20 protein-coding genes and 2 pseudogenes are annotated in these 24,841 nt (G+C 48.5%); 13 read left to right on the top strand and 9 right to left on the bottom strand.

From position 1 onward, the window contains the following. Nucleotide 1: 1 nt before the first annotated feature. Nucleotides 2-1,462, bottom strand: coding sequence for an RtcB family protein (locus H6F51_21800; protein MBD1825103.1), 1,461 nt, complete (start codon nucleotides 1,460-1,462; stop codon nucleotides 2-4). 917 nt (nucleotides 1,463-2,379) lie between these two features. On the opposite strand from H6F51_21800, the gene H6F51_21795 reads away from it, so the two are divergent. After that, nucleotides 2,380-3,051: a hypothetical protein gene (locus H6F51_21795; GenBank protein ID MBD1825102.1), complete on the top strand. Its 672-nt coding sequence runs from the start codon at nucleotides 2,380-2,382 to the stop codon at nucleotides 3,049-3,051. 276 nt (nucleotides 3,052-3,327) lie between these two features. Next, on the top strand, nucleotides 3,328-3,594 hold the full coding sequence (locus H6F51_21790) for a hypothetical protein (protein ID MBD1825101.1): 267 nt from the start codon (nucleotides 3,328-3,330) through the stop codon (nucleotides 3,592-3,594). A gap of 215 nt (nucleotides 3,595-3,809) precedes the next feature. On the opposite strand, the pseudogene H6F51_21785 reads toward H6F51_21790, so the two are convergent. Then, nucleotides 3,810-3,989 (bottom strand): annotated as a pseudogene (locus H6F51_21785) (isoaspartyl peptidase/L-asparaginase). A 357-nt stretch (nucleotides 3,990-4,346) separates the two neighbouring features. On the opposite strand from H6F51_21785, the gene H6F51_21780 reads away from it, so the two are divergent. Both H6F51_21780 and H6F51_21775 read left to right on the top strand, forming a co-directional pair. Continuing rightward, a complete protein-coding gene (locus H6F51_21780) occupies nucleotides 4,347-4,658 on the top strand; it encodes a hypothetical protein (protein ID MBD1825100.1) in 312 nt (103 codons plus the stop codon). Between the two features lie 14 nt (nucleotides 4,659-4,672). Next, complete coding sequence (locus H6F51_21775; GenBank protein MBD1825099.1) at nucleotides 4,673-5,395, top strand: phospholipase; 723 nt, start codon at nucleotides 4,673-4,675, stop codon at nucleotides 5,393-5,395. 147 nt (nucleotides 5,396-5,542) lie between these two features. Here the strand turns inward: H6F51_21775 and H6F51_21770 are convergent, their stop codons facing one another. Next, nucleotides 5,543-6,886, bottom strand: a complete 1,344-nt coding sequence (locus tag H6F51_21770; protein ID MBD1825098.1) for an erythromycin esterase family protein — start codon at nucleotides 6,884-6,886, stop codon at nucleotides 5,543-5,545. Nucleotides 6,887-7,390: 504 nt separating this feature from the next. On the opposite strand from H6F51_21770, the gene H6F51_21765 reads away from it, so the two are divergent. After that, the gene (locus tag H6F51_21765; GenBank protein ID MBD1825097.1) at nucleotides 7,391-8,467 is read left to right on the top strand and encodes a hypothetical protein; all 1,077 of its coding nucleotides are present in this window, start codon (nucleotides 7,391-7,393) and stop codon (nucleotides 8,465-8,467) included. A 199-nt stretch (nucleotides 8,468-8,666) separates the two neighbouring features. On the opposite strand, the gene H6F51_21760 is transcribed toward H6F51_21765, so the two are convergent. Beyond that, complete coding sequence (locus tag H6F51_21760) at nucleotides 8,667-10,475, bottom strand: DNA polymerase III subunit gamma/tau (protein ID MBD1825096.1); 1,809 nt, start codon at nucleotides 10,473-10,475, stop codon at nucleotides 8,667-8,669. Between the two features lie 57 nt (nucleotides 10,476-10,532). Further along, entirely contained in the window at nucleotides 10,533-12,311 is a 1,779-nt protein-coding gene (mrdA, locus tag H6F51_21755) for a penicillin-binding protein 2 (protein ID MBD1825095.1), read from the bottom strand. A 163-nt stretch (nucleotides 12,312-12,474) separates the two neighbouring features. Between mrdA and H6F51_21750 the strand changes: the two genes are divergently transcribed. After that, entirely contained in the window at nucleotides 12,475-13,704 is a 1,230-nt protein-coding gene (locus tag H6F51_21750; GenBank protein MBD1825094.1) for an LL-diaminopimelate aminotransferase, read from the top strand. Nucleotides 13,705-13,839: 135 nt separating this feature from the next. On the opposite strand, the gene H6F51_21745 is transcribed toward H6F51_21750, so the two are convergent. Further along, entirely contained in the window at nucleotides 13,840-14,130 is a 291-nt protein-coding gene (locus H6F51_21745) for a hypothetical protein (GenBank protein MBD1825093.1), read from the bottom strand. 14 nt (nucleotides 14,131-14,144) lie between these two features. Here H6F51_21745 and H6F51_21740 point away from each other — a divergent pair. From H6F51_21740 to H6F51_21730, 3 genes and pseudogenes are all read left to right on the top strand, one after another. Further along, nucleotides 14,145-14,381 (top strand): annotated as a pseudogene (locus tag H6F51_21740) (hypothetical protein). Between the two features lie 331 nt (nucleotides 14,382-14,712). After that, complete coding sequence (locus tag H6F51_21735; protein MBD1825092.1) at nucleotides 14,713-15,033, top strand: hypothetical protein; 321 nt, start codon at nucleotides 14,713-14,715, stop codon at nucleotides 15,031-15,033. A 109-nt stretch (nucleotides 15,034-15,142) separates the two neighbouring features. Further along, nucleotides 15,143-16,546: a Rieske 2Fe-2S domain-containing protein gene (locus H6F51_21730; protein ID MBD1825091.1), complete on the top strand. Its 1,404-nt coding sequence runs from the start codon at nucleotides 15,143-15,145 to the stop codon at nucleotides 16,544-16,546. A 117-nt stretch (nucleotides 16,547-16,663) separates the two neighbouring features. Here the strand turns inward: H6F51_21730 and H6F51_21725 are convergent, their stop codons facing one another. Next, complete coding sequence (locus H6F51_21725; protein ID MBD1825090.1) at nucleotides 16,664-17,341, bottom strand: class I SAM-dependent methyltransferase; 678 nt, start codon at nucleotides 17,339-17,341, stop codon at nucleotides 16,664-16,666. Between the two features lie 4 nt (nucleotides 17,342-17,345). Further along, a complete protein-coding gene (locus H6F51_21720; protein MBD1825089.1) occupies nucleotides 17,346-17,522 on the bottom strand; it encodes a hypothetical protein in 177 nt (58 codons plus the stop codon). Between the two features lie 168 nt (nucleotides 17,523-17,690). On the opposite strand from H6F51_21720, the gene H6F51_21715 reads away from it, so the two are divergent. The 4 genes from H6F51_21715 to H6F51_21700 all read left to right on the top strand — a co-directional run bounded on the left by H6F51_21715 (nucleotide 17,691) and on the right by H6F51_21700 (nucleotide 22,609). Next, nucleotides 17,691-20,234, top strand: a complete 2,544-nt coding sequence (locus H6F51_21715; GenBank protein ID MBD1825088.1) for an NTP transferase domain-containing protein — start codon at nucleotides 17,691-17,693, stop codon at nucleotides 20,232-20,234. A 64-nt stretch (nucleotides 20,235-20,298) separates the two neighbouring features. Further along, on the top strand, nucleotides 20,299-20,751 hold the full coding sequence (locus H6F51_21710; GenBank protein ID MBD1825087.1) for a single-stranded DNA-binding protein: 453 nt from the start codon (nucleotides 20,299-20,301) through the stop codon (nucleotides 20,749-20,751). 29 nt (nucleotides 20,752-20,780) lie between these two features. Beyond that, entirely contained in the window at nucleotides 20,781-21,971 is a 1,191-nt protein-coding gene (locus H6F51_21705; protein MBD1825086.1) for an AGE family epimerase/isomerase, read from the top strand. Nucleotides 21,972-22,243: 272 nt separating this feature from the next. Further along, on the top strand, nucleotides 22,244-22,609 hold the full coding sequence (locus H6F51_21700) for a hypothetical protein (GenBank protein ID MBD1825085.1): 366 nt from the start codon (nucleotides 22,244-22,246) through the stop codon (nucleotides 22,607-22,609). Nucleotides 22,610-22,611: 2 nt separating this feature from the next. Here H6F51_21700 and H6F51_21695 read toward each other — a convergent pair whose 3' ends face one another. Next, the gene (locus H6F51_21695; GenBank protein ID MBD1825084.1) at nucleotides 22,612-24,840 is read right to left on the bottom strand and encodes an ABC transporter substrate-binding protein; all 2,229 of its coding nucleotides are present in this window, start codon (nucleotides 24,838-24,840) and stop codon (nucleotides 22,612-22,614) included. Nucleotide 24,841: the final 1 nt, after the last annotated feature.

The raw sequence follows: 24,841 nt of genomic DNA, 5'->3' as shown, positions 1-24,841 counted from the left end.
TTCACCCCTTGATATTGCCGATCGGCGTTAACTTCGCGACTCGTTGACTAATGCCTGCGAGTTCTGCCGCTTCGATCACTTCATCCACGTCCTTGTAAGCACCGCCTGCTTCTTCTGCGAGTCCTGTGTAGGATGTACTCCGAACATAAATCCCTCGTTGCTGCATTTGTTTCTGTAGTGCATCTCCGCGCCATGTTTTACGCGCTTTGGTACGGCTCATCGTGCGTCCGCTACCGTGGGCTGTACTGTAAAAGGTTTGATCTCCGGTTGCAACTCCGGTGAGCAAGTATGATCCGGTTTCCATGCTGCCCCCAATGATCACAGGTTGTCCTGTTTCTTTGTAGCGTTCTGGGAGGTCAGCCATTTCGGGGGCAAAAGCGCGAGTGGCTCCTTTGCGGTGAACTAACAGCGATCGCTCCTTGCCATCCACAATATGTTTTTCTAACTTCGCAGTGTTGTGCGACACATCATACACAAGCTGCATTCCCAGATCTTCTGCCGATTGCCCAAACACTTGCGAAAACACTTCTCGAATGCGATGCAAAATGACTTGGCGATTGGCAAAGGACATATTGATACCGCACTTCATCGCGGCAAAATAGGCTTGTCCTTCGGGAGAATCAAACGGCGCACAGGCAAGCTCTCGATCGAGAACCTTAATCCCATACTTGCTATCCATCACTTTAAGGAATCGCTGCAAGTAATCGGTTGCAACCTGATGCCCAAAGCCTCGGCTACCGCAGTGAAACATGATCACCACTTGATCCGGTTTGGTAATCCCCATCTGCTTTGCCAATGATTTATCAAAAATGTTTTCTCGCTTGGCAACTTGAATTTCAAGATAGTGATTGCCCGATCCTAATGTCCCGATTTGATGAAACCCCCGATCGATAGCTTTCTCACTGATCTTGCTGGCATCGGCTCCCTTGATACACCCTTGTTCTTCCATGAATTCCAGGTCATCTTCCCAACCATACCCATTGTTGATGCACCATTGCGCTCCTTGCTCTACCACCTTGCGAAAGTCGTTGCGCGAGAGTTTGACAAAACCAGTGCTACCGACGCCAGCCGGAACGCGATCGTACAGCTTATCGACGAGTTCCTTCAGATGCGGCTTCACGTCTTTATACGTTAAGTTCGTGGTTACTAACCGCATTCCACAATTGATATCAAACCCGATACCGCCCGGAGAAATGACACCTCCTTGCTCGATGTCCATTGCGGCAACGCCCCCGATCGGAAAGCCATAGCCAAAGTGACCATCAGGCATACAGAGTGCATATTTGGTGATTCCCGGAAGCGTTGCGACATTCGTAATCTGATCGTAAACGGCATCATCGAGTTCTCGAATCAATTTCTCTGTCCCATAAAGCCGAGCCGGAACCCGCATCCCGTCTTTGTAGGACGTGGGGATTTCCCAGATGACATCAGAGATTTGAGTTAAGACCTCGATCGTAGCCATCGCACCACCTTCCTACGAAGCACAGCTTGATCTTGGCGAGCTATATGACAACATGCTTGTATCGAATGGCGGATCTGATCGAACAGTATTTTTCCTCGATCGAGCTTTGGAGGCTCATGCGTCAGCTTGGGAAGCTCAACGATTAGCTCTGGAAGCTCAAGGGGTGAACCTCGGAAGCTCATGCGTCAGCTTTGAGCGATCGCGGGTTAGCTTTGGAAGCTCAGCGATCGACTCTGGAAGCTCAAGGGGTGAGTGTTGGAAGCTCATGCGTTAGCTTTGGATGGTCAGGGGTGAGCTTTGGGGGGTTGGAGAAAGTGCGAACACTTCCAGCGGAGCGAAGCTTGTTTGAGTGGAGTGTGATGAAGTGCCAATCATAAATGTTTCTTGAAGAAGTAAGAAATTGCGTTAAGCCGAGGGACATTATACGGACGTGAATTCTGCATAAAATGCTATTTCGGCATGACATACAGAATCCTAGTCTGGATAAATTTTTTTCGGATGATATACAGATCTCCGTCTAGATAACGTCCTGATTCGGAGCGTTAGACAGAATTCCCGTCTGGATAATATACTGCTCCAGAGTGTTATGTGGATCTCCATCTTCTTAAAATCTCAATCTGGGAGATTAAGCAGAATAAGACGGGTCGAATCCGTCTAAAAATAAATGAGTTAGCCTGCAAGTGTCATTACCTAACCAAGCTTGATTTTTTCGAGGTGTCCCTAAACCCGAATTGAGTGATTACGTGTTTAGAGCATTAAAAAATATGAATTCGATGCAAAGGTACTAATTAAGTATCTTCAAGATTTTTACTTCGATTGTCAGTGAATTCACAACTTCCTCACATTCAATTGCTAAGCTGATGTATCTATGAGATAGGTTTGATACTGCTTCATTTATGAGATAAGGAGTCAATAGTATGAGACGAATAGCATTTGAAAAAACAGTTCTGAAGGAAGTTGGACTTAAGAAGAGATGGACAGCTCAGATAGGACTTTGGCCTTTTCTCATTACTATCGCTGTTGCAATAGCAGGATTTATAGGAATTAGCAAAATTCCAGAAAGTGAAAAGTTTATAAAAAAGGAGGATTATTTTGGGCTTGCAGCAACAATAATTGCCATTGGAGGTGCTGCTGTTGCCTACGAGCAGTGGATTGAAACAAAGAAAGACTCAGCACTAGATAAGTATTATGAAAGACTCAATTTGACAAATGAAGGATTTTATCGTTGGAATAAAACACGTGAAATGTTCCCGCATTTTTGGAATGTAGAAGGTAATATTCCATATGAATGGGTGATGTATGTATATTTAGAATTGGATAATCTAGAATATGCAACTACAAAGTATCAGGATGGCTCTATGGAGCCAGAGATTGTCTTTCGCAGTTTAGTGACTTTTATATCACGTTGCCAGTCCAAAACTTTTTTGAAATTAGCAGAAAGCTTGGTAGAAAAAAGTATCGGTTATAGTCCTACAACTAAAGCAGTTGTCATCAAGATTGCTAATCCTTGTAATATTGGCGATCCACAAGTTGAGTCATGGTTATATCAGCAACTTGAACCACGTAAAGTGGGAGCGTTGATCTCATAAGTTGGAGTTGGTGTAGGAGACCGAAAACTCTTTTACTCAACTATCTCAGCTATTTCAGAAATTGTCAGCTAACCCTTGCGTGCACCGGACAGATTGGTAACTTCTGGCTTCGTTCCAATGTTATCTACTGCCGGTGACGCTCGCCGTTACCTAATATTTTCCCGCGATCGCACCCCCCTCTCCCAAAAAATAACCTGCTCCTTGCAAATCCCACTCTTCAACACGGAAACGCTAGGAGCATGTTTAGTAGATGCAACAACGTGCATCGATACCTTGATGAATCAAAACAAACGGCAATGGCACGAGCAACGGCAACAGTGCCCCTCAAACCATTCTGCCCTCCTTTTCCCCTCTGATGCTTCTAGCTCCACGGGTGCTGAACTTCTGAGCCAAAGAGATCGAGATACCATCCTCAACCTGCTCACTCAGATCAACGATCTCCTCCCCTTCTTACGCGACCTCAGCGCAGAAGAACGAAAATCAATGTTAGGCATGGGCAACAAAAACCGCATCTTTGCTGGCAAAGTTCTAGAAGTCATCTAACAGAAATCTGACTTCCTACCCCGTTCCTTTGATATCGAGAAATTTCAACAGGATCTAGCAACCTTCGATCGCTTATCAACAATCCTGATAGCACTCAACCAACTGCGGGATTTAGTCGATGCAACCACGATCGCGATCGACCTGAATGTCTTGAGCAAACAAATCAGAAAACGAATTTCCTTGAAAAAAAGGATGCTGAGAAAACATATTAGATTTTAGGCTGGAATGACTGAAGTTTGCTCCTTACGGGTAAAGATAGCAGGCTGTGCTAAACCCTCACTCATATAAGCAACCGCCATATCCTGAGAGTTGTGCGCCCACCCGATACGCCCTTGACGATCGATTAAAATACATCCTGCTTCTTCCTCTACACGACTGATCAGCGTGTCGATCGCACTTCGCTCCTCCGTGTACGACGATCAGAGGTTTCACAGTCTTCGTTTCAATTAGTTCGCCACAATTTACTAGCGTAATGATTGCTTGCAGATGTCATCTTTACCATAGGAGTAACATTTTGTTCTAGATTGAAGCGAACTGATTGTTTCATTGAACAAGCTCTCATTTCTTCGATCGCTTGTTATTTCAAAGTAATCATAAATATGGCATTGGATAGACGGTTGAGCTTACAGCAATTCTTAGCATGAAAGTCTGTTATCAGATACTCGATCAATCCCTGTGCTGGTGAAAATTTCTGACAGTGCGATCGACGCTGACTCTACGAAACAAACTGCAACACGAAAACACTTCAAACCATGAACGACCAATCAATGGCAAACCAAGGCGCAACTCCCAACCAAGCAGCACTAGAAGCGCAACAAACGGTCTCAGGACAGACCCATGCTGCAGGTGGAAGTGCATTACTCGATGCAAACGCCCAAGTCGATCCCCAACTCGATGATTCGAGCAACGAACCTGTCGCAAGCAACTTTTCCGGCGATCAGGATACCGATGATCCGACCGAAGCGAAACAATTTACAACAACAGGAGACTATCCAGTCGATCTGACGCAGCTTGATGACGAAGGCAACTTGTCTCTCACAACGGATGCTCCCAGCGCAGAATAACGGTAATTGAAATTATGCCGCGAATCAACTCTAAACTTCTGAAGCAATCAAGTTCAGCCGCAGCAGGGCGATTACGCGCTCGTCCGATACAGCCGAAAGGATCTGGCTCTCCTGGGCTGCATCCGCTCAAATTAGCAGGTAAGCGAGATGGGTTACTTTATGTTCCTACAGCTTATCGAGCAGATTCTTCTAATCCTCTCGTGCTGATGCTACATGGTGCAGGAGGCAATGCGGAAAATGGACTCAGTATCATTCAGCAATGGGCAGAGCAATTGAGCGCGATCGTGTTAGCGATCGACTCACGTGAGCAAACTTGGGATGTGATTCTTAGCCATTACGGTTCTGACATTGCCTTTATTGATCAAGCATTGTCACAGACGTTTTCTCGTTATTCGATTAACCCGAATCAAATTGCGATCGCAGGTTTTTCAGATGGAGCATCCTATGCCCTTTCCGTAGGCATTACCAATGGAGATTTGTTTACTGATATCCTTGCGTTCTCGCCTGGATTTATAGCACCCGCAACTCAAGTCGGACAACCCCGATGCTTTGTGTCTCACGGCAAAGGCGATACAGTGTTGCCGATTGATCGATGCAGTCGTCGGATTGTGCCACGACTACAACAAGCAGGCTACGACGTGCTTTACCGAGAATTTGACGGTTCGCATACGGTTCCGAGTGCGATCGCTGATGAAGCAATGCAATGGTTCACCACTCAATCAGTCATACCTCACTAATTACAGTTGTTTGGATAATCTCTATTGGAATAGAACAATGTCCAATCCCAGAATCAGAACCCGTGACGAACTCGCAAAGCGAGAGCCGAAGGCACTGCAATTTCATTCGCTAACTTTTTCTCAGTCATACTATCACTCCGTAGTTGGTTAAAGGGCAGAGGGAAAGGTTTCTGGTACTTCGTCGGTGATCGATTCAACAGTACGATCGATCGGTTCGACCCCACGAGTGTCATCAATGTGAATCATGACATCGAACTGTTGAGGCAGCGACGCATAGAAGTAGTGGCTCTCGCGTTCCGTTTCAGGACGATAAATCACACCGATCGCTCGCTCTAATCGCCGCTCCCGCAATCCTGCAACGGCTAAATTTTCAGCTTGCAGATTAATCCAAAATTGAGGAAGTCCAGTCTCGTGAAAGAGTGCCTCGTAGCTACCGGGTAAACTTGGGCAAACTCGCTTTAACTGCGGAAGTTCATTCCAGTGAGCGGCAGCGGTCACGGTTCCGGTATAAGTGCTGAATCCGATCAAGACAGCATCCTGTCCATATTTTTCGCGCACGAGTTGACCGAGGTTCCACTCTCCAGCTTTGCTCATATCAGTTGCCCGTGCATCTCCTAAATGAGAGTTGTGCGCCCAAACGACGACTTTAGACTCATTTCCTTGGCGATCGAGATATTCAACTAAATTATCCAAGCTATCTGCCATGTGACGATCGCGCACATTCCAGGACGATACCTGCCCCTCAAACATCGAGCGATAGTAGGCTTCGGCATCTTTTACCAAACGAGCGTTTTGTTCTGCATAGAAGAATTCATCCGCTGCAACCTGACCCTCTTGTTGGGTATAGCCCGATTGTTGTTGTAACTCCGTTAACTGATTCACGACTTTTTCTTGACAAGATTCACCGAAGCCAAAGGTGACCGCGTAACCATAGTCTTTAGCATCTTCAGCAAAGTGGTCTAAGCAAGCATAGCGATCGCGTGCCCGTTTTGCCGCTTCTGGGTCAACGCGATCGAGGTAATCCAGCACGGCTGCGATCGAGCGATACAGACTGTACAAATCTAAGCCATAGAAGCCGACCTTGGATTGGCTTGGAGTGAGGGCATCGTTATGCTGACGCAGCCAGCCGACGAAAGCGACGACATCAACGTTGCGCCACATCCAAGTTGGAAATTGTTGAAGCCCTCGTAATGCGACTTCAGGAGTCGGATCGAGATTCACTCCCCGCACATAGCGGTTCACTCGATAAGCATCTGGAAAGTCTGCTTCAACGGCAACAGCGGTGAAGCCTTTGTCTTGAATCAATCGTTTCGTGATTTCTGCTCGCTGTTGATAGAACTCATGAGTTCCATGCGTTGCTTCACCCATCAACACCAAACGTGCATCCCCAATTAAATCCATCAGAGAATCATAATCTGAGGTTGTGCCTGTTAGTGGACAAGCCGCTTGCCTCACAACACCGACGAGGTTTGTATCTGTAGCGTTTGGCATCGTTCCTCCAGCTACTTACATTTTGAAAAGAATTTTTTGAAAAGAATTGATAGTTATACCGAATCAATTTATTAATGCGACAGATCTTGGAAGCCCCCTAAATCCCCCATACTGGGGGACTTTGAGAATCCGAAACAGATTTGGCTTGAAGTCCCCCACGCGTGGGGGATTTAGGGGGCGAAGGATCTGTCGCACTCAAAAATCAATTTGGTATTATCGATCGCGCTCACCCGTCACACCAACCAGCCTAGAGACTGAAGCTCATCTTTTCCTCCAACTCTTGAGGTATCCCTACTTGCAGAGTTCTTGAACCTTTAGAGGGAGATCATGTAATGCTCGCAGGTAATGAAAGCGAATCAAACTCTGGTCACACCCTATCGAGCGCACCTCACCTGCGGCACGTTGAGTAACGAATTGTGAGTGCTGTAGCAAATTCAGAAACAGCAATCGTCCTTCAGCATTCGACTAGCTAAGTTAGACCTGTCCTTAACACTCTCAATTGTTATGAATTCTCGTTTGTTGCATCAGATGACGACGATCGCGCTGGCTGGATTCATGCTCAGTACCAGTGCTGGGCTTTCCATTCAAGCTGGATTTGCGGCTCCTCGGCTGTTCGAGGTTGCCCTCACGCCAAAGCTTGCTGCCTTGCCGGAATCCGTCGAACAGAAGGTTCGCCAAGCTGCCGCTCAACAGTTTGGCGTTCAGCCGAGTGCGGTCAATCTTGTGAGCTTCAATCAGCAGACTTGGATGGATAGCTGTCTCGGCTTAGGGGGTGCGGCTGAAATCTGCGCCCAAGCACTAATCGAAGGCTGGCGAGTCGAAGTCTCAGATGGACAGAACAACTTAACCTACCGCACAGACAGTAATGCCAACACCGTTCGTTTAGAGCCGCGATCGAGCGAGGCAACTTTACCCATTGAAGTCAGCCAACGCTTGCTGAACAAGATTTCGCGACAAGTTCGAGTCCCCGTCGATCGCTTGAAGATTGCAGCAGTCCGATCGACGACCTGGGATGGCTGTCTTGGCATCTTCAAACCTCGGCAAGCTTGTACTAGAATCGCGATACCTGGGTGGCAAGCGATCGTAACTCATGGCGAACGGAGCTGGATCTATCACCTCGATCAGTCTGGAACTCGCATCGTTCAGAATTCAACCGCAAGTGGTAGCCGAGGCGGATTAGTGCCTTCGTTTATTCCAGAAGAAAACAAACTGCCGATCGAGGACACTGTGGTATTTCAATCGATCGTTTCGGGAGATCTTGCAGGCACAGTGACGCGGCTGAGCTTGACCAAAGAGGGCGTGATTACGAAATACGTCAGCGCTCCGAACATTCGGACTCGTCCGGTAGTTGTGAAACGGCTGTCTCAACCGGAAGTTGAACGATTTGAGCGATTGCTCCAAATACAACGATTTCCCAATTTGCACAATCTGCGCTATCTCAGTAGTGCCGCTTTCGCAGACTATCCGACCACGACTCTGCAAGGAATGGGAATGACAACGCAGTACATTGATTTAGAAACAAAGAATCTTCCAAGATCCTTCCAGGCTATTATTCAAACCTGGGACAAACTATCAAAGTAGAGCGAACATTTACCAAAGGCGGTGCGGATAATTTGTCCGATCGCTTGGTTGACAACCATTTGCGCTTCCAGCCTGTGTTCACTCAAGCTCCAACTAACCTGAGTTCGGGTTAACCACAATTCATGCCGTTGTCCTCGGTGGCATCGGGGGTCGGGGATCGTTTTAATGGTTCTATGAGGGTCATCGAACTCAGGTGTTTTTAGAACTCTGTATCATCTTCGTCGTCGATCGCGTCTTCTAGTTCTGGAATCTCGTCTGGAGTGCCGATCGCTTCAATCTCAGCCTCGTCTGCATCAACCACAGACCCATTGAATGCTTCCGCTAACGTTCTTGCCGCACGAGCAACTTCATCGTCTTCCCAATCTGAGCGTTTGTAAGAGGGTTGGGGAGGTTCTTCGGGAGTAGATTCGGAGTGGGGTTCGGGGTTGGTCGTAACAGGTGGAGTGGGATTGGAGAATGGAGGCAGAGCGGGTTCTGAAGGTTCGGTGGGTGAAGGTGCAGGAGGGGGCGTTGGGGATGTTACAGCAGTCGTCGGTGCGACCACCAAGCTGAATTTGATTTCTTTTCCAAAAGTTTTGGTGAGCGCGGCAGCAATGTTTTTCGATCGTCCTTGTGCCAGTCCTAAGAGTTTTTGAGCTACACCAATTTGAGCCACTTCTCCATCAAACGAAAGTAAGCTTCCCTGTTGTTTTAACAGGGCTTGCGTTCCCAAGGGTTGTAAATTACTGATGATCGTTTGCCAGAGTTGCTCCAGATCCGTTAGATCGCTGTCTGGTGACTCTTGTATCGGTTCTGGTGTTGGCTCCGGAGTCGTTGCCGGAACAGGAGGCTTAATCGGTTCTGGAATCGGTGGGGCAATCGTTTGGACAGGTTTTGCGATCGATTGAGCAACAATCGGTTGAGTCGATTCGGTTGCGACTGCGGAAGGCAATAGTCCCATTAATGTTACTTCTAACCAGAGACGAGGCTGAGTAGAGTTTTTTAATTGCAGTTCGCTTTCCTTGAGGCGTTGTTGTCCAGCGAGGATTGTTCCGATCGAGACTCCTTTTGCAAACTCGCAAAGCTGCACCCAAGTTGGAGACGTAAGCGCAACTAAATCTCCGCGATCGGGAGCCGTTTTTGCAATCAATAAATCACGATAGAAGCTGGCTAAATTTTGCAGCACAATTAAAGGTTCCCGTCCGCGATCCATCAAGCGGCGAGTGGTATCAAGAACGGTTTCTGGCTGGTTTTGAGCGATCGCTTCAACTAGCGCCATTAGATCGCGCTCTGGAACTGCACCCACTAAATCCCAAACGCGCTCAACGGTAATATCACCGGATAAAAGGCTCAGTTGATCAAGCAAGCTTTCGGCATCGCGTAAGCCACCTTGAGAGATCTGAGCAATTAGATAGAGGGCATCCTCTGCGATCGCAATTCCTTCTTTCTCGGCGATCATCGTGAGGTGTTGGGTCATATCGTCGATCGGAATCCGCCGGAAATCGAACCGTTGACAGCGAGAGATAATGGTCGGTAAAACTCTTTGCGGATCAGTGGTCGCTAGAATGAAAACAACTTGTTCCGGGGGTTCTTCTAAAGTTTTCAATAAAGCATTGAACGAAGCATTACTTAACATATGAACTTCGTCGATCACATAAGTTTTATATCTGCATTGCACAGGAGCAAATTGAGCGCGTTCAATAAGTTCACGAATATTATCAACTCCGGTATTACTTGCAGCGTCAATTTCAATGACATCTAAAGCATTACCTTTAGTAATCTCTTGACAGGTCTGACAAACACCACAAGGCTTGTCGGTTGGGGCATCTACCGAAATACAATTGAGTGATTTCGCAAAAATCCGGGCGCTCGAAGTTTTCCCGGTTCCGCGTGCGCCCGTGAAGAGATAGGCAGGCGCGATCCGGTTTTGCTTCAGCGCATTTGACAGTGTGGTCGCGATCGCGTCTTGACCCACAAGCTGCAAGAACGTTTGGGGACGGTATTTGTGATGAAGGGGAACGTAGGTCACAGGGCGATATTCGCAAATCGACTGATTGATCCTACCGTGCGATCGCGATCTTTGAGTTTATTCTGCTTTCGGAGCAGGTTTCGCCGCTCCGAAAAAGGCTTTGTACACTTCATGCGCGATCGGTACTGCGGCTGTCGCTCCATAACCGCCGTTTTCAACCACAACCGCGATCGCAATCTGAGGATTGCTGACTGGCCCATATCCCACGTAGAGCGAATTGTCCTCTTGTCCTTGAACCTCCGCCGTTCCCGTTTTACCGGCGGTGAGCGGGATCGAGCCGTCGCCAAGACTGCGTGCCGTTCCTTCTTGCACAACGGCTGTGAGTCCTTCTTGCAGAACTTTTAGAGCAGATGGCTCAAACCCCAGCGATTCCGGCTGCATATTCGGCTGGTAAGTTTGACTTGCGAGTAAATGAGGCTTGACGCGCTTCCCTCCGTTCGCCACGGTTGAAACCATGACTGACATTTCTAGCGGAGTCATCTGTACCATTCCTTGCCCGATCGAGGTACTGACTGTATCTCCGACATACCACGGCTCTTTGAATAATTTCTCCTTCTGTTTGGGTGTGGGAATGATGCCATGACTGCCACCATCTAAGCCCATGGTAGAAGTCGTGCCAACGCCGAATTTTTGACCCCACTCAGAAATCGCTTCAGGGCCGATCGCCATGCCAAGCTGATAGAAAAACGTATTACTACTGACTGCTAACGCATCCCGAAACCCGATCGTTCCGTAGCTAGCATCGCCATGTTCGTGAAAGAGAGTTCCGCCAATGTTTATGGCGCTGTAAGTCGGCAACATTGAGGTTGCAGAAAATTGACCGGACTTCATCGCTGCCATTGCAGTCACAATTTTGAAGGTGCTACCTGGTGGATAGCCTTGCAAAGCGCGGTTGAGAAAAGGATGGTCTTGGCTTTGCAGTGCATCCCAGGTCTTCTGGCTGATTTTGCGAGTAAAAATATTCGGATCAAAGGTCGGCCCGCTTGCCATGACGAGAACCGCACCCGTTTTCACATCGAGCGCTACAACTGCGCCGCGTCGTCCGGCTAATGCTTTCTCAGCCGCTTGTTGCAGTTTGACATCGAGCGTTAACTGTAGCGGCGCTCCTGCAACGGGCGGCTGCACACCGAGCATCTTTAACTCTTTGCCTGCCGCATCCACCTCAATCAGCCGTCTGCCCCAGATGCCGCGCAATGTCGCATCTTGAATCCGCTCAATGCCCATCTGTCCCACCAGCATTCCGTTGGGAAATTGGGGATTTGCTTTGAGATCTTCTTGCGTGGCTTCGCCGATGTAGCCTAAAACGTGAGCGCCAAGGCTTCCATAAGGATATTGGCGGGTTGATTCTGCTTGAACTTCTAAGCCGCGAATTTGCCCGACTTCGTGCAGCGCGATAAATTTCTTCTCATCAAGTCCCCGCAGAATTCGCACCGGGGACACCGATCGATACTTCACTTCTTCGAGCTTTTTGATAATGTCTTCTTTCGGGATTTCTAATAACTCGCTAATGCGCTGAGCCGATACCTGCCATTGTTCTTTGGTTTGCTCACGCGGATAGAGATACACGGCTCGCGACAAGCGATTCACGACGATCGGTTTGCCTTTGCGATCGACCAAATTACCGCGATCTGCCACGATGGAAAGCGATCGGACGCGGTTTTGTTCAGCAAGCTGGCGGTTGTTTTTTCCTTCAACCAGTTGCAGATAGGCGAGGCGAAATCCACAAACGCTCATCACGCCACTGGCAAGTAGGAATAGAATCACCGCCCGGAAGGAGCGCTGCGATCGTGCTTTGCTGACCCAGGAATTCGTCGATGAATAGAAGGTGTTCGCCATACGTTGCGCTAAGGGTGAGAAGGTCAAAGAAATGACATCGGACTTACTGTAACAGATCCAGTAAGAGAAGAGGATTCTGGTGGAATTATTTGAAGCCCCTGTGAAATCTGATGTGAAATCTGATGAATAATGGTGAGTCAGACCTTATTCACACTCAATCGACATGGCAACCGTTAACGACAATTATTTGAAGCTGAAAGCAGGTTACTTATTCCCCGAAATTGCTCGGCGGGTGAATGCTTTCGCGCAGGCAAATCCTGATGCTCCGATTATTCGTTTGGGAATTGGGGATGTGACCGAACCGCTACCGGAAGCGTGTCGCCAGGCGATGATCAAAGCGGTTGAGGACATGGGCGATCGTAGTCTCTTTAAGGGTTATGGGCCTGAACAGGGTTACGAATGGCTCAGGGAAAAGATTGCGAAACATGATTTCCATGCGCGAGGCTGTGAGATTGATGCTTCTGAGATTTTTGTGTCGGATGGCTCGAAATGTGACACAGGCAATATTTTGGAAATCTTCGGGCGCGACAATACGATCGCGGTGACTGATCCGGTGTATCCAGTGTATGTCGATACGAATGTGATGGCAGGCAATACCGGAGAAGCCAACGATCGGGGAGAATACGCGGGATTAGTTTATCTACCGATTTCTGCGGAAAACAACTTCACGGCTGAGATTCCCTCGCAGAAAGTTGATTTGGTTTATCTCTGTTTCCCGAACAATCCCACAGGTGCAGTCGCAACTAAAGAGTATTTGAAAGCCTGGGTAGATTACGCGAAGGCAAACGGTACGATCATTTTCTTCGATGCAGCGTATGAAGCGTATGTGACCGATGAAAGTTTGCCGCGATCGATCTATGAGATTGAAGGGGCGCGGGATTGTGCGATCGAGTTTCGATCGTTCTCTAAAAATGCAGGCTTTACCGGAACGCGCTGTGCGCTAACCGTTGTGCCGAAGACGCTAACAGCAAAAGCTTCCGATGGTTCGGATGTGGAATTGTGGAAGCTGTGGAATCGTCGCCAATCGACTAAATTTAACGGCGTGTCTTACATTGTTCAGCGAGGAGCGGAAGCGGTTTATTCCGAGGAAGGACAAGCACAGATCAAGACATTGGTGAATTTCTATTTGGAAAATGCCAAGATTATTCGCGAAGAATTGACCAAAGCGGGTCTTTCTGTCTATGGCGGTGTGAACGCACCTTATGTCTGGGTGAAAACGCCGAATGGATTATCGAGTTGGGATTTCTTCGATAAGCTGCTGAATGTCTGCAATGTGGTGGGTACGCCTGGATCGGGATTTGGTGCAGCAGGGGAAGGATATTTCCGCATTTCTGCGTTTAATAGCCGGGAGAATGTCGTTGAAGCGATGAAGCGGATTACGGCAAAGTTCTAAGTAGATGCGAATCTTGGCTTCGGTTTGAGCGGCTTGTGCCCCCTAAATCCCCCATTCTGGGGGACTTTGAGAAGATTAAAAGGTCTGCAATGAGTGGACTCTTTGCGACTCTTACGCAATTTTGGTGAAGCGAAGCTACCGCACCTTCGTTTTACCAAAATTGCATAAGAGTTCGTTGATCGAGAGATGCAACACCAACGATCGTGCTCTGAAGCGAAACGATCGTCTTCCAAACTCCAAGATTCGCGTTTCAAGGGCAAACGATCGTCCTCTGAACGCAAACAATCGTCTTCTAAAGCGAAACGATCGTCTTCTAAAGCGAAACGATCGTCTTCTAAAACGGAACGATCGTCTTCTAAAACGGAACAATCGTCTTCCAAACTCAAACGACCGCTCTTCAAACACCAAGTTTCTCGTTTCAATCATGATCGTTGCTGTTTGAAGGCGAAATTCAGAAAGAATGGCATTTCCAACACGACAAAATCGCCGCATTTTTCATCGTGCGAACCTTTCTCGGTGATCCTCGGTTTCGCGGCGTTTACTTTCTCCTCGCGACTCTCTTATCGATCGATGCCGCCCAAGCCTTGCGCGAAACCTTAATCTAATATGCCGCCGATACTAAAGACCACACCGTCAGCGATACCTTCGTGCAACTCCTCCGCACTCGTAAGGCTTGAATCAAATTTGCCGTCACACTCGATGCTGGTCTACCTTAACCCTAACCTGACGTCAGTTCGACGAGATTTTTCGCTTCGGTTTGAGCGGCTTCTTGCCCCCTAAATCCCCCAGAATGGGGGACTTAGAGAACCGCAATTCCCCAATTGAATCGATTCCTAACCCTTCAAAGTCCCCCACCTGTGGGGGATTTAGGGGGCTACCCGCAGGTTCAAACGTAGCTAAAAACTTCTGTCGAACTCACGTTAACACTGAAAATCTCCAACTTTAGTGGGGCATCGAGCGAATGCGACAGAGCTAAGCTTTGGATCAAGTAGCTGGCAGACAGAATATATGACATCGCAATTAAAAACCAATTCAGAGAAAGTTGAAGCGCAAAGAAGCACGTTGTTTGATCGCACGTTTCGCGACCACGAGGGCAATATTGTAATTGCTCAGATGCCAAATTTACCCGTTATCGTTGCCACGACAGCTATCCTATTGCATCTTGTCCTTCCTGCAAGCAGACTCCAAGCTGGAATCGGTTTAATCGGGTTTGGAGCTGCGTTTACCTGGGCTTGGTTAGAACTGTTTCAGGGCGTGAACTACTTCCGTCGAGGACTCGGTTTGTTCACCTTAGTCGGCTTAATCGCGTTCAGTTCCTATATCGCTTGAGGGTCAGATGTAGAACCCTTCAAGCCATCGCTAACTATGGTTTCACCTGTCTTAAACTCAGCTCTTTATAATGAAGAAGTGTAAAGAAATTTCTTCAAAGGGCTGACTCATGCTGATCGACCGACCCCCCGCAACCCAAGCGACTGAGATTCCCGCAGGCGGAACCGATCCGACTCGGTTTGATTGGAAGGAAGCTTGGTATCCGGTTCATTATGTTCGAGATTTAAGCAAAACAGAGCCAACTAAATTTACCCTGTTGGGACAGGATTTAGTCATTTGGTGGGATGTTCAGTCTGAGACTTGGAGAGCATTCGAGGATCAATGTCCGCATCGATTAGCTCCCCTTTCAGAAGGCAGAATTGCAGAAGATGGACTGCTTGAATGTCCCTATCATGGGTGGGCATTTAAAGGAGATGGAAGCTGCGATCGTATTCCCCAACAGTCTGACAATGTTTCTGCAGATGAATCTAAGCGGGCGTGTGTTGCTTCCTATGCCACCGCAGAACGGCAAGGACTATTGTTCATCTATCCCGGCAAAAACAATCCAGAGCAAGTCAACATTCCGATCATAGAAGCAATGGAAGAATCGCCCGATGAATGGGTGTGTTTGAACACGTTTCGCGATTTACCTTACGATGCCTTAACGCTGCTGGAAAATGTTCTTGATGTTAGCCACATTTCGTTTACGCATCATAAATCCGTGGGGAATCGATCGAATGCTTCCACCGTTGAGCTAGAAGTTTTAGAATCTGGTAAACAAGGTTTTGTAGGCTTTTGGCAAGAAGGCCCACGCAAAGGAACACTGGGATCGCAGCATACAAAGTTCATTGCTCCGGCATTGATGTATCACGATCTAACCTCGAAACAATTCGGGCGGACGCTTACAGTTGTTTATGCAACACCGATGCGAAAAGGGGAATGCCGCGTCTTTGCTCGATTCCCGTTTAAGTTTGCCTCTAAGCTTCCTGAATTTTTTATCAAGCTCACACCGCGCTGGTATTCGCATTTAGGCAACAACACGGTGTTAGAAGATGATCAAATCTTTTTGCACTATCAAGAGCGCTATTTAGTCGAAAAAGGTGGCAGTGAGAACTATGCAAAAGCTTGTTACTTACCGACTCGTGCCGATGCATTTGTGTCAAGCTTACGAAATTGGGTGAATCAGTTTGAAGCTGATCCCTTTCCGCATCAATCGTTACCTCCTTTGCAGCCGATCGAACAATTACTCGATCGCTATCACTCTCACACCGTTCATTGTTCAAGCTGCCGTACTGCATTGGCGCGAATTCAGCAGTTGAAGTTCGCGATCGCTGTTCTAGGGGGCTTATGTTGGGCAGTGTTGCCTTTAGTGTCCATTCTCTTTCAGCCGTCATCGCTGCTAATTGCGGGATTGGCTGCGATCGTGCCCCTGATTGCAGGTTCAACTTGGCTTGTGTTACACAATTTAGAGCGCAAGTTTTATCGAGGGGATCGCATTCCAGCGAGAAACCGACCCGAGAAGCCGCGCAAGTAGAGTAACTCCCCAAGCTCAAGCAGTTCTTCTATGTTCACAGTTCTTCTATACTCAAAGTCCCCCACTCGTGGGGGATTTAGGGGGCACAAGCCACTAATAACGCAGCGTTGTACCATCCTAAAACGTTACCTTGTACAACTGAAATAACTCTCCAGGCAGCGTTTTCACAATTTTACCGCCCTCAGACTGAATCAATTTCTTCCAATCTTCTAACGACTCAAGAAAGACTTCTGTGCCTAAATACGTTTCCAAAATTGCCCAACTCTCCGCCAGTGGTGCATTCGGATCAAGCACATCAAACACAAACACTCCACCGGGTTTAAGCACCCGCTTCACTTCGGACATAACTAGCGACCAGTAATCGATCGACGAATAACAACTCACGCCCGTCGAAACCACATAATCAAACTGGTTCGCCTCATACTGCAACTGATGCGCCGCTTCGAGCTTAACCCCGCGAAACAGCTTAGAATTGAGTTGCGGAGCGCGAGCATTGATCGCATCACACGCCACCTTACTGACATCTTGACCAGAATAGTAAGCATTCCAATCCCGCCAGCCATAAATCAAAAAACCAACGCCGCAGCCAATATCCAAGCAGCGTTGATTCTTCTGCGGTTGCGCCAATTGCCAAAACGGAGAGGTAATCTTTGCTTGAAGCTGTCCTGATACGCGCTCCCGAAAAATCGGCATTGCCTCAACTTCTTCAGGCAGCGCGATCGCCTCACCGCGATATTCTCGGTTAAAGCGATCGGCGATCGCAGCAATATGTGAATCCCAGTCTTGTACAGCCAATGATTTAGCCTTTGAGTGCGCGAGTAAAGTTTTGACGGTAAGAACGATTAAACATCATAGCGGGCCACAGTAGCGCTAAATACACTCTACCTTGACTAAAGTTTGTCCGTCGGAAGCCTTTCCAAAAGCGATAAGCCCCCACGACATACACCGCCAACGCCAACAATAGTAAGAGCTTCATGCCAAAGTCCTCGTTTTCATTTTCTTTTCAGATTCTAACAATCGAAATGCAGAGTCGGGGGGACTTCACATTTGCTAATAATTGTGAGATTCCTGTCCGAAAAAAGCTAGCGCTGTCAAATTGAATAAAGAGCGATCGCACAAATCGAGAAAGTATGAAGGAGACTGTATGAGAGCAGTGTTAATGGCAGGTGGATCGGGAACTCGACTGAGACCGCTCACCTGTGACCTGCCAAAACCGATGGTTCCGATTCTCAACCGTCCGATCGCGCAACATATTATCAACCTGCTGCAACGCCACCACATTCGGGAAGTGATCGCAACGCTGCACTATCTCCCGGATGTGATGCGTGATTACTTTCAGGATGGCAGTGAGTTCGGGGTGCAAATGACTTATGCGGTTGAGGAAGATCAGCCTTTAGGAACCGCTGGTTGCGTTAAAAATATTGCGGAATTGCTCGAGGATACGTTTTTGGTGATCAGCGGCGATAGTGTTACCGATTTTGACCTGAGTGCTGCGATCGAGTTCCACTACCGCAAGGGATCGAAAGCAACCTTAGTGTTGACGCGAGTACAGAATCCGATCGAGTTCGGTGTGGTAATCACAGATGAAGATTACCGCATTCGTCGCTTCTTAGAAAAACCTTCGAGCAGTGAGATTTTCTCGGATACGGTGAATACCGGAATTTATATTCTTGAGCCGGATGTGCTGAAGTATTTGCCGGACAACGAAGAGGCAGACTTTTCAAAAGATCTGTTCCCGCTTCTGCTGGATAAAGGTGAGCCGATGTATGGCTACATTGCAGAAGGCTATTGGTGCGATGTCGGGCATTTAGATGCGTATCGGGAAGCGCAGTATGCAGGACTATCGCGCAAGGTGAAATTAGAGTTCGATTACGTCGAGCGATCGCCCGGATTATGGGTGGGAGACAACACCTATATCGATCCTTCAGCGCGAATTGAAACACCGGCAATTATTGGCAATAACTGCCGGATTGGAGCGCGGGTGACGATCGAAGCCGGAACCGCAATTGGAGATAACGTGACGATCGGGGCAGAAGCAGATTTGAAGCGCCCGATCATCTGGAACGGTGCCTTGATCGGGGATGAAGTGCATTTACGCGCCTGTGTGATTGCGCGAGGAGCGAGAATCGATCGTCGATCGCACGTTCTAGAAGGCGCAGTGGTAGGGCCACTTTCATCTGTCGGAGAAGAAGCGCTGATTGGCCCCAGTGTGCGCGTTTGGCCCAGTAAAAATGTAGAAGCAGGCGCAACGCTCAACACCAATTTAATTTGGGGCTACACAGCACACCGGAATTTATTTGGTCAGCGCGGTGTTTCTGGACTCGCCAACGTCGATATCATTCCAGAATTTGCCGTGAAGCTGGGAGCAGCCTATGGCTCAACGCTCAAACCGGGATCACAGGTGACGGTTTCACGAGATCAAAGAACGATTTCTCGCATGGTGTCACGATCGATGATTGCAGGCTTGATGTCGGTTGGAATTAATGTGCAAAACCTCGAAGCGACAGCAATTCCCGTGTCGCGATCGGTCGTTCCCACGCTCGGTGTCGCAGGCGGTTTACACATTCGGATTCATCCAGAAAAATCCGATCACATTTTGATTGAGTTTTTCGATCGCATTGGAATTAACGTCTCGAAAGCGATCGAGAAAAAGATCGAAGGCGCATTTTTCAAGGAAGATTTTCGCCGCGCTCCGATTCAAGAAATTGGCGGCGTGGTGAGCGTCAATCAAGCAACTGAAATCTACAGCCGTGGATTTGAGCGGCATTTGAACATTCAAGCGGTGCAGCACAGTAGCTCGAAAGTTGTGATTGATTACGCTTATGCGGTTTCTGGTGCAGTCTTGCCACAGCTATTGGCAAAATTTGGCTGTGATGCAGTCGTATTGAATGCCAGTCTGACGCAAACGGCTCCCTCGGTCAACGATCGTGAATCTCTGCTCAATCAGCTCGGTCACGTCGTCGAAGCGCTAAAAGCAACCTTTGGGGTGCAAGTTTCGGCTAACGGGGAACAGTTGATTCTTGTGGATGAAACAGGCAGCCCAATTCGGGGTGAAACGCTGACGGCGCTGATGGTCGATATGATGTTGACATCAAATCCGCGGGGGACGATCGTGGTTCCGGTTCATGCGTCGAGCGCGATCGAGCAAATTGCTCGTCGTCACGATGGCAAAGTGGTACGCACCAAAGCGAGTCCAACGTCGCTAATGGAAGCCTGTCATGCTCACGGCAACACGGTTTTAGGGGGTAGCGGCGAAATGGGCTTTATCTTTCCGCAACTGCATCCTGGCTTCGATGCGATGTTCTGCATTGCGAAACTGATCGAGATGCTGACGCTGCAAGACCGCACTCTGGCACAAATTCGGGCAGAGTGTCCGCGTGTGTCGCACAAAACCTATTCGGTGCGCTGTCCCTGGACAATTAAGGGAGCGCTGATGCGGCATTTAGTCGAAAGTCATCCCGCCGAAATGTTAGAGACGTTTGACGGCGTGAAGATTTTTAATCCCGATCGCAGCGATAGCTGGGTGCTGATTTTACCGGATGCCACGGAACCCTTAATTCACGTTTACGCCAATAGCCCAAATCGCGGCTGGGTCGATGAAATTTTGCGCGAATATCGGCTGAAAGTGCAAGAGTTTGTTTACCAAGAACAAGGCATCGAAGAAGCTAGAATAGAGCATGTGTACTAAAATATCGCTTCTTACAAAATCAGCCAAGGCAGTAGAATAACGTTCACCCACTTTTCACAGGTCTATGAACAGCATCATTTTGTTAGCGGACATCATTCAGGAACCGCAGCTTCGATTCACCTCCGACAACCAAACCCCGATCGCGGAGTTACGAGTGGAGTTTGCTGGACTCCGCCCCGAAGATCCGGCAACTCAGCTTAAAGCAGTGGGCTGGGGCAACCTCGCGCAAGAAATTCAAGCAAACTATCACCAAGGCGATCGCGTGATTCTAGAAGGGCGCTTGACGATGAATACCGTCGATCGCCCTGAAGGCTTCAAAGAGAAGCAAGCAGAATTAACCATTCAAAGAATTCACGCTCTAAACGGCGCATCGATCTCTAGTAGCGTCACGACTGAAGCCCCGACTCGCGCTCCCAGCACTCCGTCACCTGCCGCCACGACCCCGAAACGCACCCTCAAAGCACCTACCGCTCCAGCGCTTGAATCTCAACCTGAGTTAGACGACATCCCGTTCTAAAATAAAGGCTGATTTTACGGAGCGGTGATATGGAGCGCGATTTTCAGCAGTTAGCAGACCTGTACAAAACTGCGCTCCTCAATGATGTACTTCCATTTTGGCAGAAGCATTCGATCGATCCGCAAGGCGGCTATTTTACCTGCCTCGATCGCACCGGGAGTGTCTACGATACGGATAAATTTATCTGGTTGCAAAACCGCCAGATTTGGATGTTTTCGATGTTGTGCAACCGATTGGAGCCGCGATCCGAGTGGTTAGACATCGCAGAACATGGCGCGAAATTTTTAGCAAAACATGGGCGCGACGCTGAGGGCAACTGGTATTTTTCGCTCGATCGTTCGGGTCAACCCTTGATTCAGCCGTACAATATCTTCTCTGACTGTTTTGCAGCGATGGCGTTTAGTCAATTTGCGTTAGCATCCGGTCAGGACTGGGCGCGAGAGGTTGCACTGCAGGCATATCAGAACGTCTTGCGTCGGCAGAACAACCCAAAAGGAGTTTATAACAAAGCGTATCCGGGAACGCGATCGATGAAAGGGTTATCCGTCCCGATGATCCTTGCAAATTTAACGCTAGAGATGGAATGGTTACTACCCCAGGAAACGCTAGAACAAGTGCTTAAAGCAACGGTTCAAGAAGTGATGACTGATTTTTTGGATCAGAACTTACTTTACGAAAATGTTGCTCCAGATGGCTCCCACATCGATTCTTTTGAAGGTCGCTTGATTAATCCGGGTCATGGTATTGAGGCGATGTGGTTCATGATGGATATCGCCGAACGCAGCAATAATCTGGACTTGATTAACCAATGTGTTGACGTTGTAATCAATACACTAGAGTTTGCTTGGGATCAAACCTATGGCGGAATCTATTACTTCCTTGATATCAAAGGCTATCCTACTCAACAGCTAGAGTGGGATCAAAAGCTCTGGTGGGTTCATGTTGAAACATTAGTCGCACTGGTCATGGGGTATCGTCTGACCGGACGTGCAGAATGCTGGAACTGGTACGAAAAAGTCCACGATTACAGTTGGAACCACTTTGCCGATCGAGAGTATGGTGAATGGTTTGGCTATCTCAATCGACGCGGCGAAGTGCTACTCAATCTGAAGGGCGGCAAGTGGAAAGGCTGCTTTCATGTGCCACGATCGCTGTACCTCTGCTGGCAGGAGTTCGAGAAGCTCGATCGTTCAGATTCTTCGCAAAACAAAAGCCTTTGAACGTCTTGCCGTGTTTCGACTTCAAAGGCTTTTGAAACTTGAATCAATCTCCTCACACTCCTATACAATCTCACGAAGCTGGAGTTTCGTACATCCCTCCTGTGACAGATTTGTAAGTGCAACAGTTTCATCTAACCGTAGAGATTTTCTATTCTGAGAATTAGGGGTTGTGATGGGAGAAATTTCCAAAACAATTCGTCATCACAATTTGTCCTCAGTAGAATGTCAGTAGGGCAAAGTCATTCAAACCATCGCAAACGGGGAGTTGTTTCATGTCTAGGAAAGCATTGGCATTTGGATTCATTGCAGGATTGGGTGCTGCGTTCGCACTCGCGCAACCGGCTCACGCTCAACAAGCACCCAGTAGCGCTGATTTGCTTCGTGATCCGCAGTCCCAAGATTCTTTGAGTAATCTGTTTAACAATCGCGGCGAAAACCCCAGCACGGGTTTGATGGAGCTAATTCAGCGTGCGACTCAAACCTCGATCGACCCCGATGCCTTCCGACAGCAGCAGCGAGATAGCCTAGACGCTGCAACTGCTGAATTCCTCAAGCGTCGCCAAGTTCTGCTGCAATCCCAACCCGCATCCGTCACACCCGCCCCTACAACTCAACCTGTGACTCAGCCTGTAAAATAGCGCTACTTCATGACCGGTCGGAACACAAATCGCCCAGATTTTGCCGGAGTCACCCGCACTAGCACGATCGCCATTTCGCGATCGCCGTTCGGGGTGAAATTGACGGGATTGACTGCTCCGATCGTGGTGAATTCCGGGGTTGAAAGTGCAGCGCGAATGCCGTTCCGGGTGGGCGCTTTTTGCAGCGCTGCAATGAACGCTTGAGCCGCATCATAGCCGAGTGCCGATCGCCAAGGTGCAGGCTTGCCCCAAACCGATCGCGCTTGCTGCTCAAACGGCGAATTCTGTAGCTGAGTTTGTGCTGCGGGAATTGCAACGACCATTCCTGCTGCAAGATTTCCCAGTTCTGTAAGAATCCGGGAGCTATAAAGGGCATCTCCTGCCAGAATCGGCAACCGTTTTTGATTGGCGTTAATCACAAGCAGCGCTCGATCGAGCAATTCGCTGTTAGGAGCCAGCAGGATAGCTTGTGCCCCCTTTCTCCTCGCTTGGTTCACTCTATCGGCAATCTCGATCGCGGGATCACTTAAATCAATTTGATCCACGACTTGCCCTCGATCCCCATAGTAGAGCGCATCTTTAAACGAGTCGGTGAGCGATCGACTGTAGCGATTTTTGGAATTGAAGAAGATGGCGACCTTTCGTTTGTTCAGCCGTTTAGTTAGGTAGGCGGCAAGCTGTTTAGCAGGCAATTCATCACTCGGCATCGTGCGAAACACATAGCGACTAAAGCCCGACAAATCTTTTGCCGAGCTAACCGGAGAAATAGCAACCAGTTCCCCGGCTTGATAGATTTTTCCGGCTGCATAGGTTGTGTCGCTGGTTCCATGTCCAATCACGCCGAGAACTTTTGGATCGTTCACCAACTGAGTTGCGATCGTGCTTGCGAGTCTAGGATCAGAGTCATCCCACGCCACCGCAACTCGTAGCTTTATACTTTTGGTTTGATTGATTCGATCTTGCGCTTGAGCAACGCCACGTAGTACTTCGATCGAAGACTGAGGTTGAGTGCGAACCGGGATCACTACCGCAATGGTATGAGCTTGATGGTTGCCGATGCGGGCATTGTTCAAATAGATTAAGGTTTCGGGATCAGATTTATCTGCGCGTCGTGCTTTCTCGAAGAGCTTCACCGCTTCAGAAAAATTGCCGCTCCTCATTTTGTCGATCGCGGCTTGCTTCAGCGGCGTTTGTGAAAGTGGATTGAGTCCGATTTCCCCAAAACTAAGTTGTTGTGCCGCCTGCTCGACTACGGGTGTTGCAGCGGGGCGCGTTAATGCCCAGATAGCAATCCCGACGATTGACGCAGCTCCCAGCCCGATCGCCGCAAATTTGAAAGACTTTTTTGAGCGACGAGCGCGCGGAGGGCGACCAATTTTTGAGAGGGGAACTTGCGTAAAGGTCGCAGACTTGACTTGCGCTAATGCGGCGAATACCTCTGAGGCGGTTTGATAGCGATCGTTAAAGTGAAACTGCGTCATTTTCTCGATCACATCCGCAAGCTCGTCGCTCACGTTTGCGTGTTCACGCCAGACGAGGCTGTAAGTCCGGGGATCGTGGGCAAACTGGGAAGGACGCATTCCAGTTAGAGCTTGAATGGCAATGATTCCTAACGAATAGAAGTCACTGTTATATCTTGGTTTTCCGAGGCATTGTTCGCTAGCAGCATAGCCTGTGGTGTATACGGGAAGGCTAACTTGGGTTTGCACCTGCGTTTCTGCAATCGAGGTCTCAACAATGGTTTTAACGGCTCCAAAATCGATCAGCACCAGCTTTTCATCGCGATCGCGGCGAATCAGGTTTTCAGGTTTGAGATCGCGATGAATCACACCCTGTTGATGCACAAAATCAAGAACTCGCGTGACATCTTCGAGTAGTTCAATCACTTGAGCTTCTGAAAGTCGGTGACCGCCAGTAATTTCATCGCTCAGGGGATGCCCCTGAATGAATTCTTGCACCAGATAAAACTCGTGGTCTTGTTCAAAATACGCCAGCAGTTGCGGAATTTGGTCGTGCTTGCCTAATTTTTCCAGCGTATCCGCCTCAGCGTAAAACATGCGGCGCACCTGCCGCAAAATCGCTTCATCGTAGCTCGAAAAGCTCAAATGCTTCAGCACACAGCGCGGATTTCCGGGACGACGGGTATCTTCTGCGATGTACGTCTGCCCAAAGCCGCCCGAACCTAGAGCCTGAATAATTCTGTATCGTCCATCGAGAAGTCGTCCTAGCATC

The sequence above is a fragment of the Cyanobacteria bacterium FACHB-DQ100 genome, from assembly GCA_014695195.1.
In the GTDB taxonomy this organism is placed as follows: Bacteria; Cyanobacteriota; Cyanobacteriia; order Leptolyngbyales; family Leptolyngbyaceae; genus Leptolyngbya.
The sequence above is the reverse complement of the archived record's forward strand: the minus strand, read 5'-3'. Positions and strand labels throughout refer to the sequence as shown.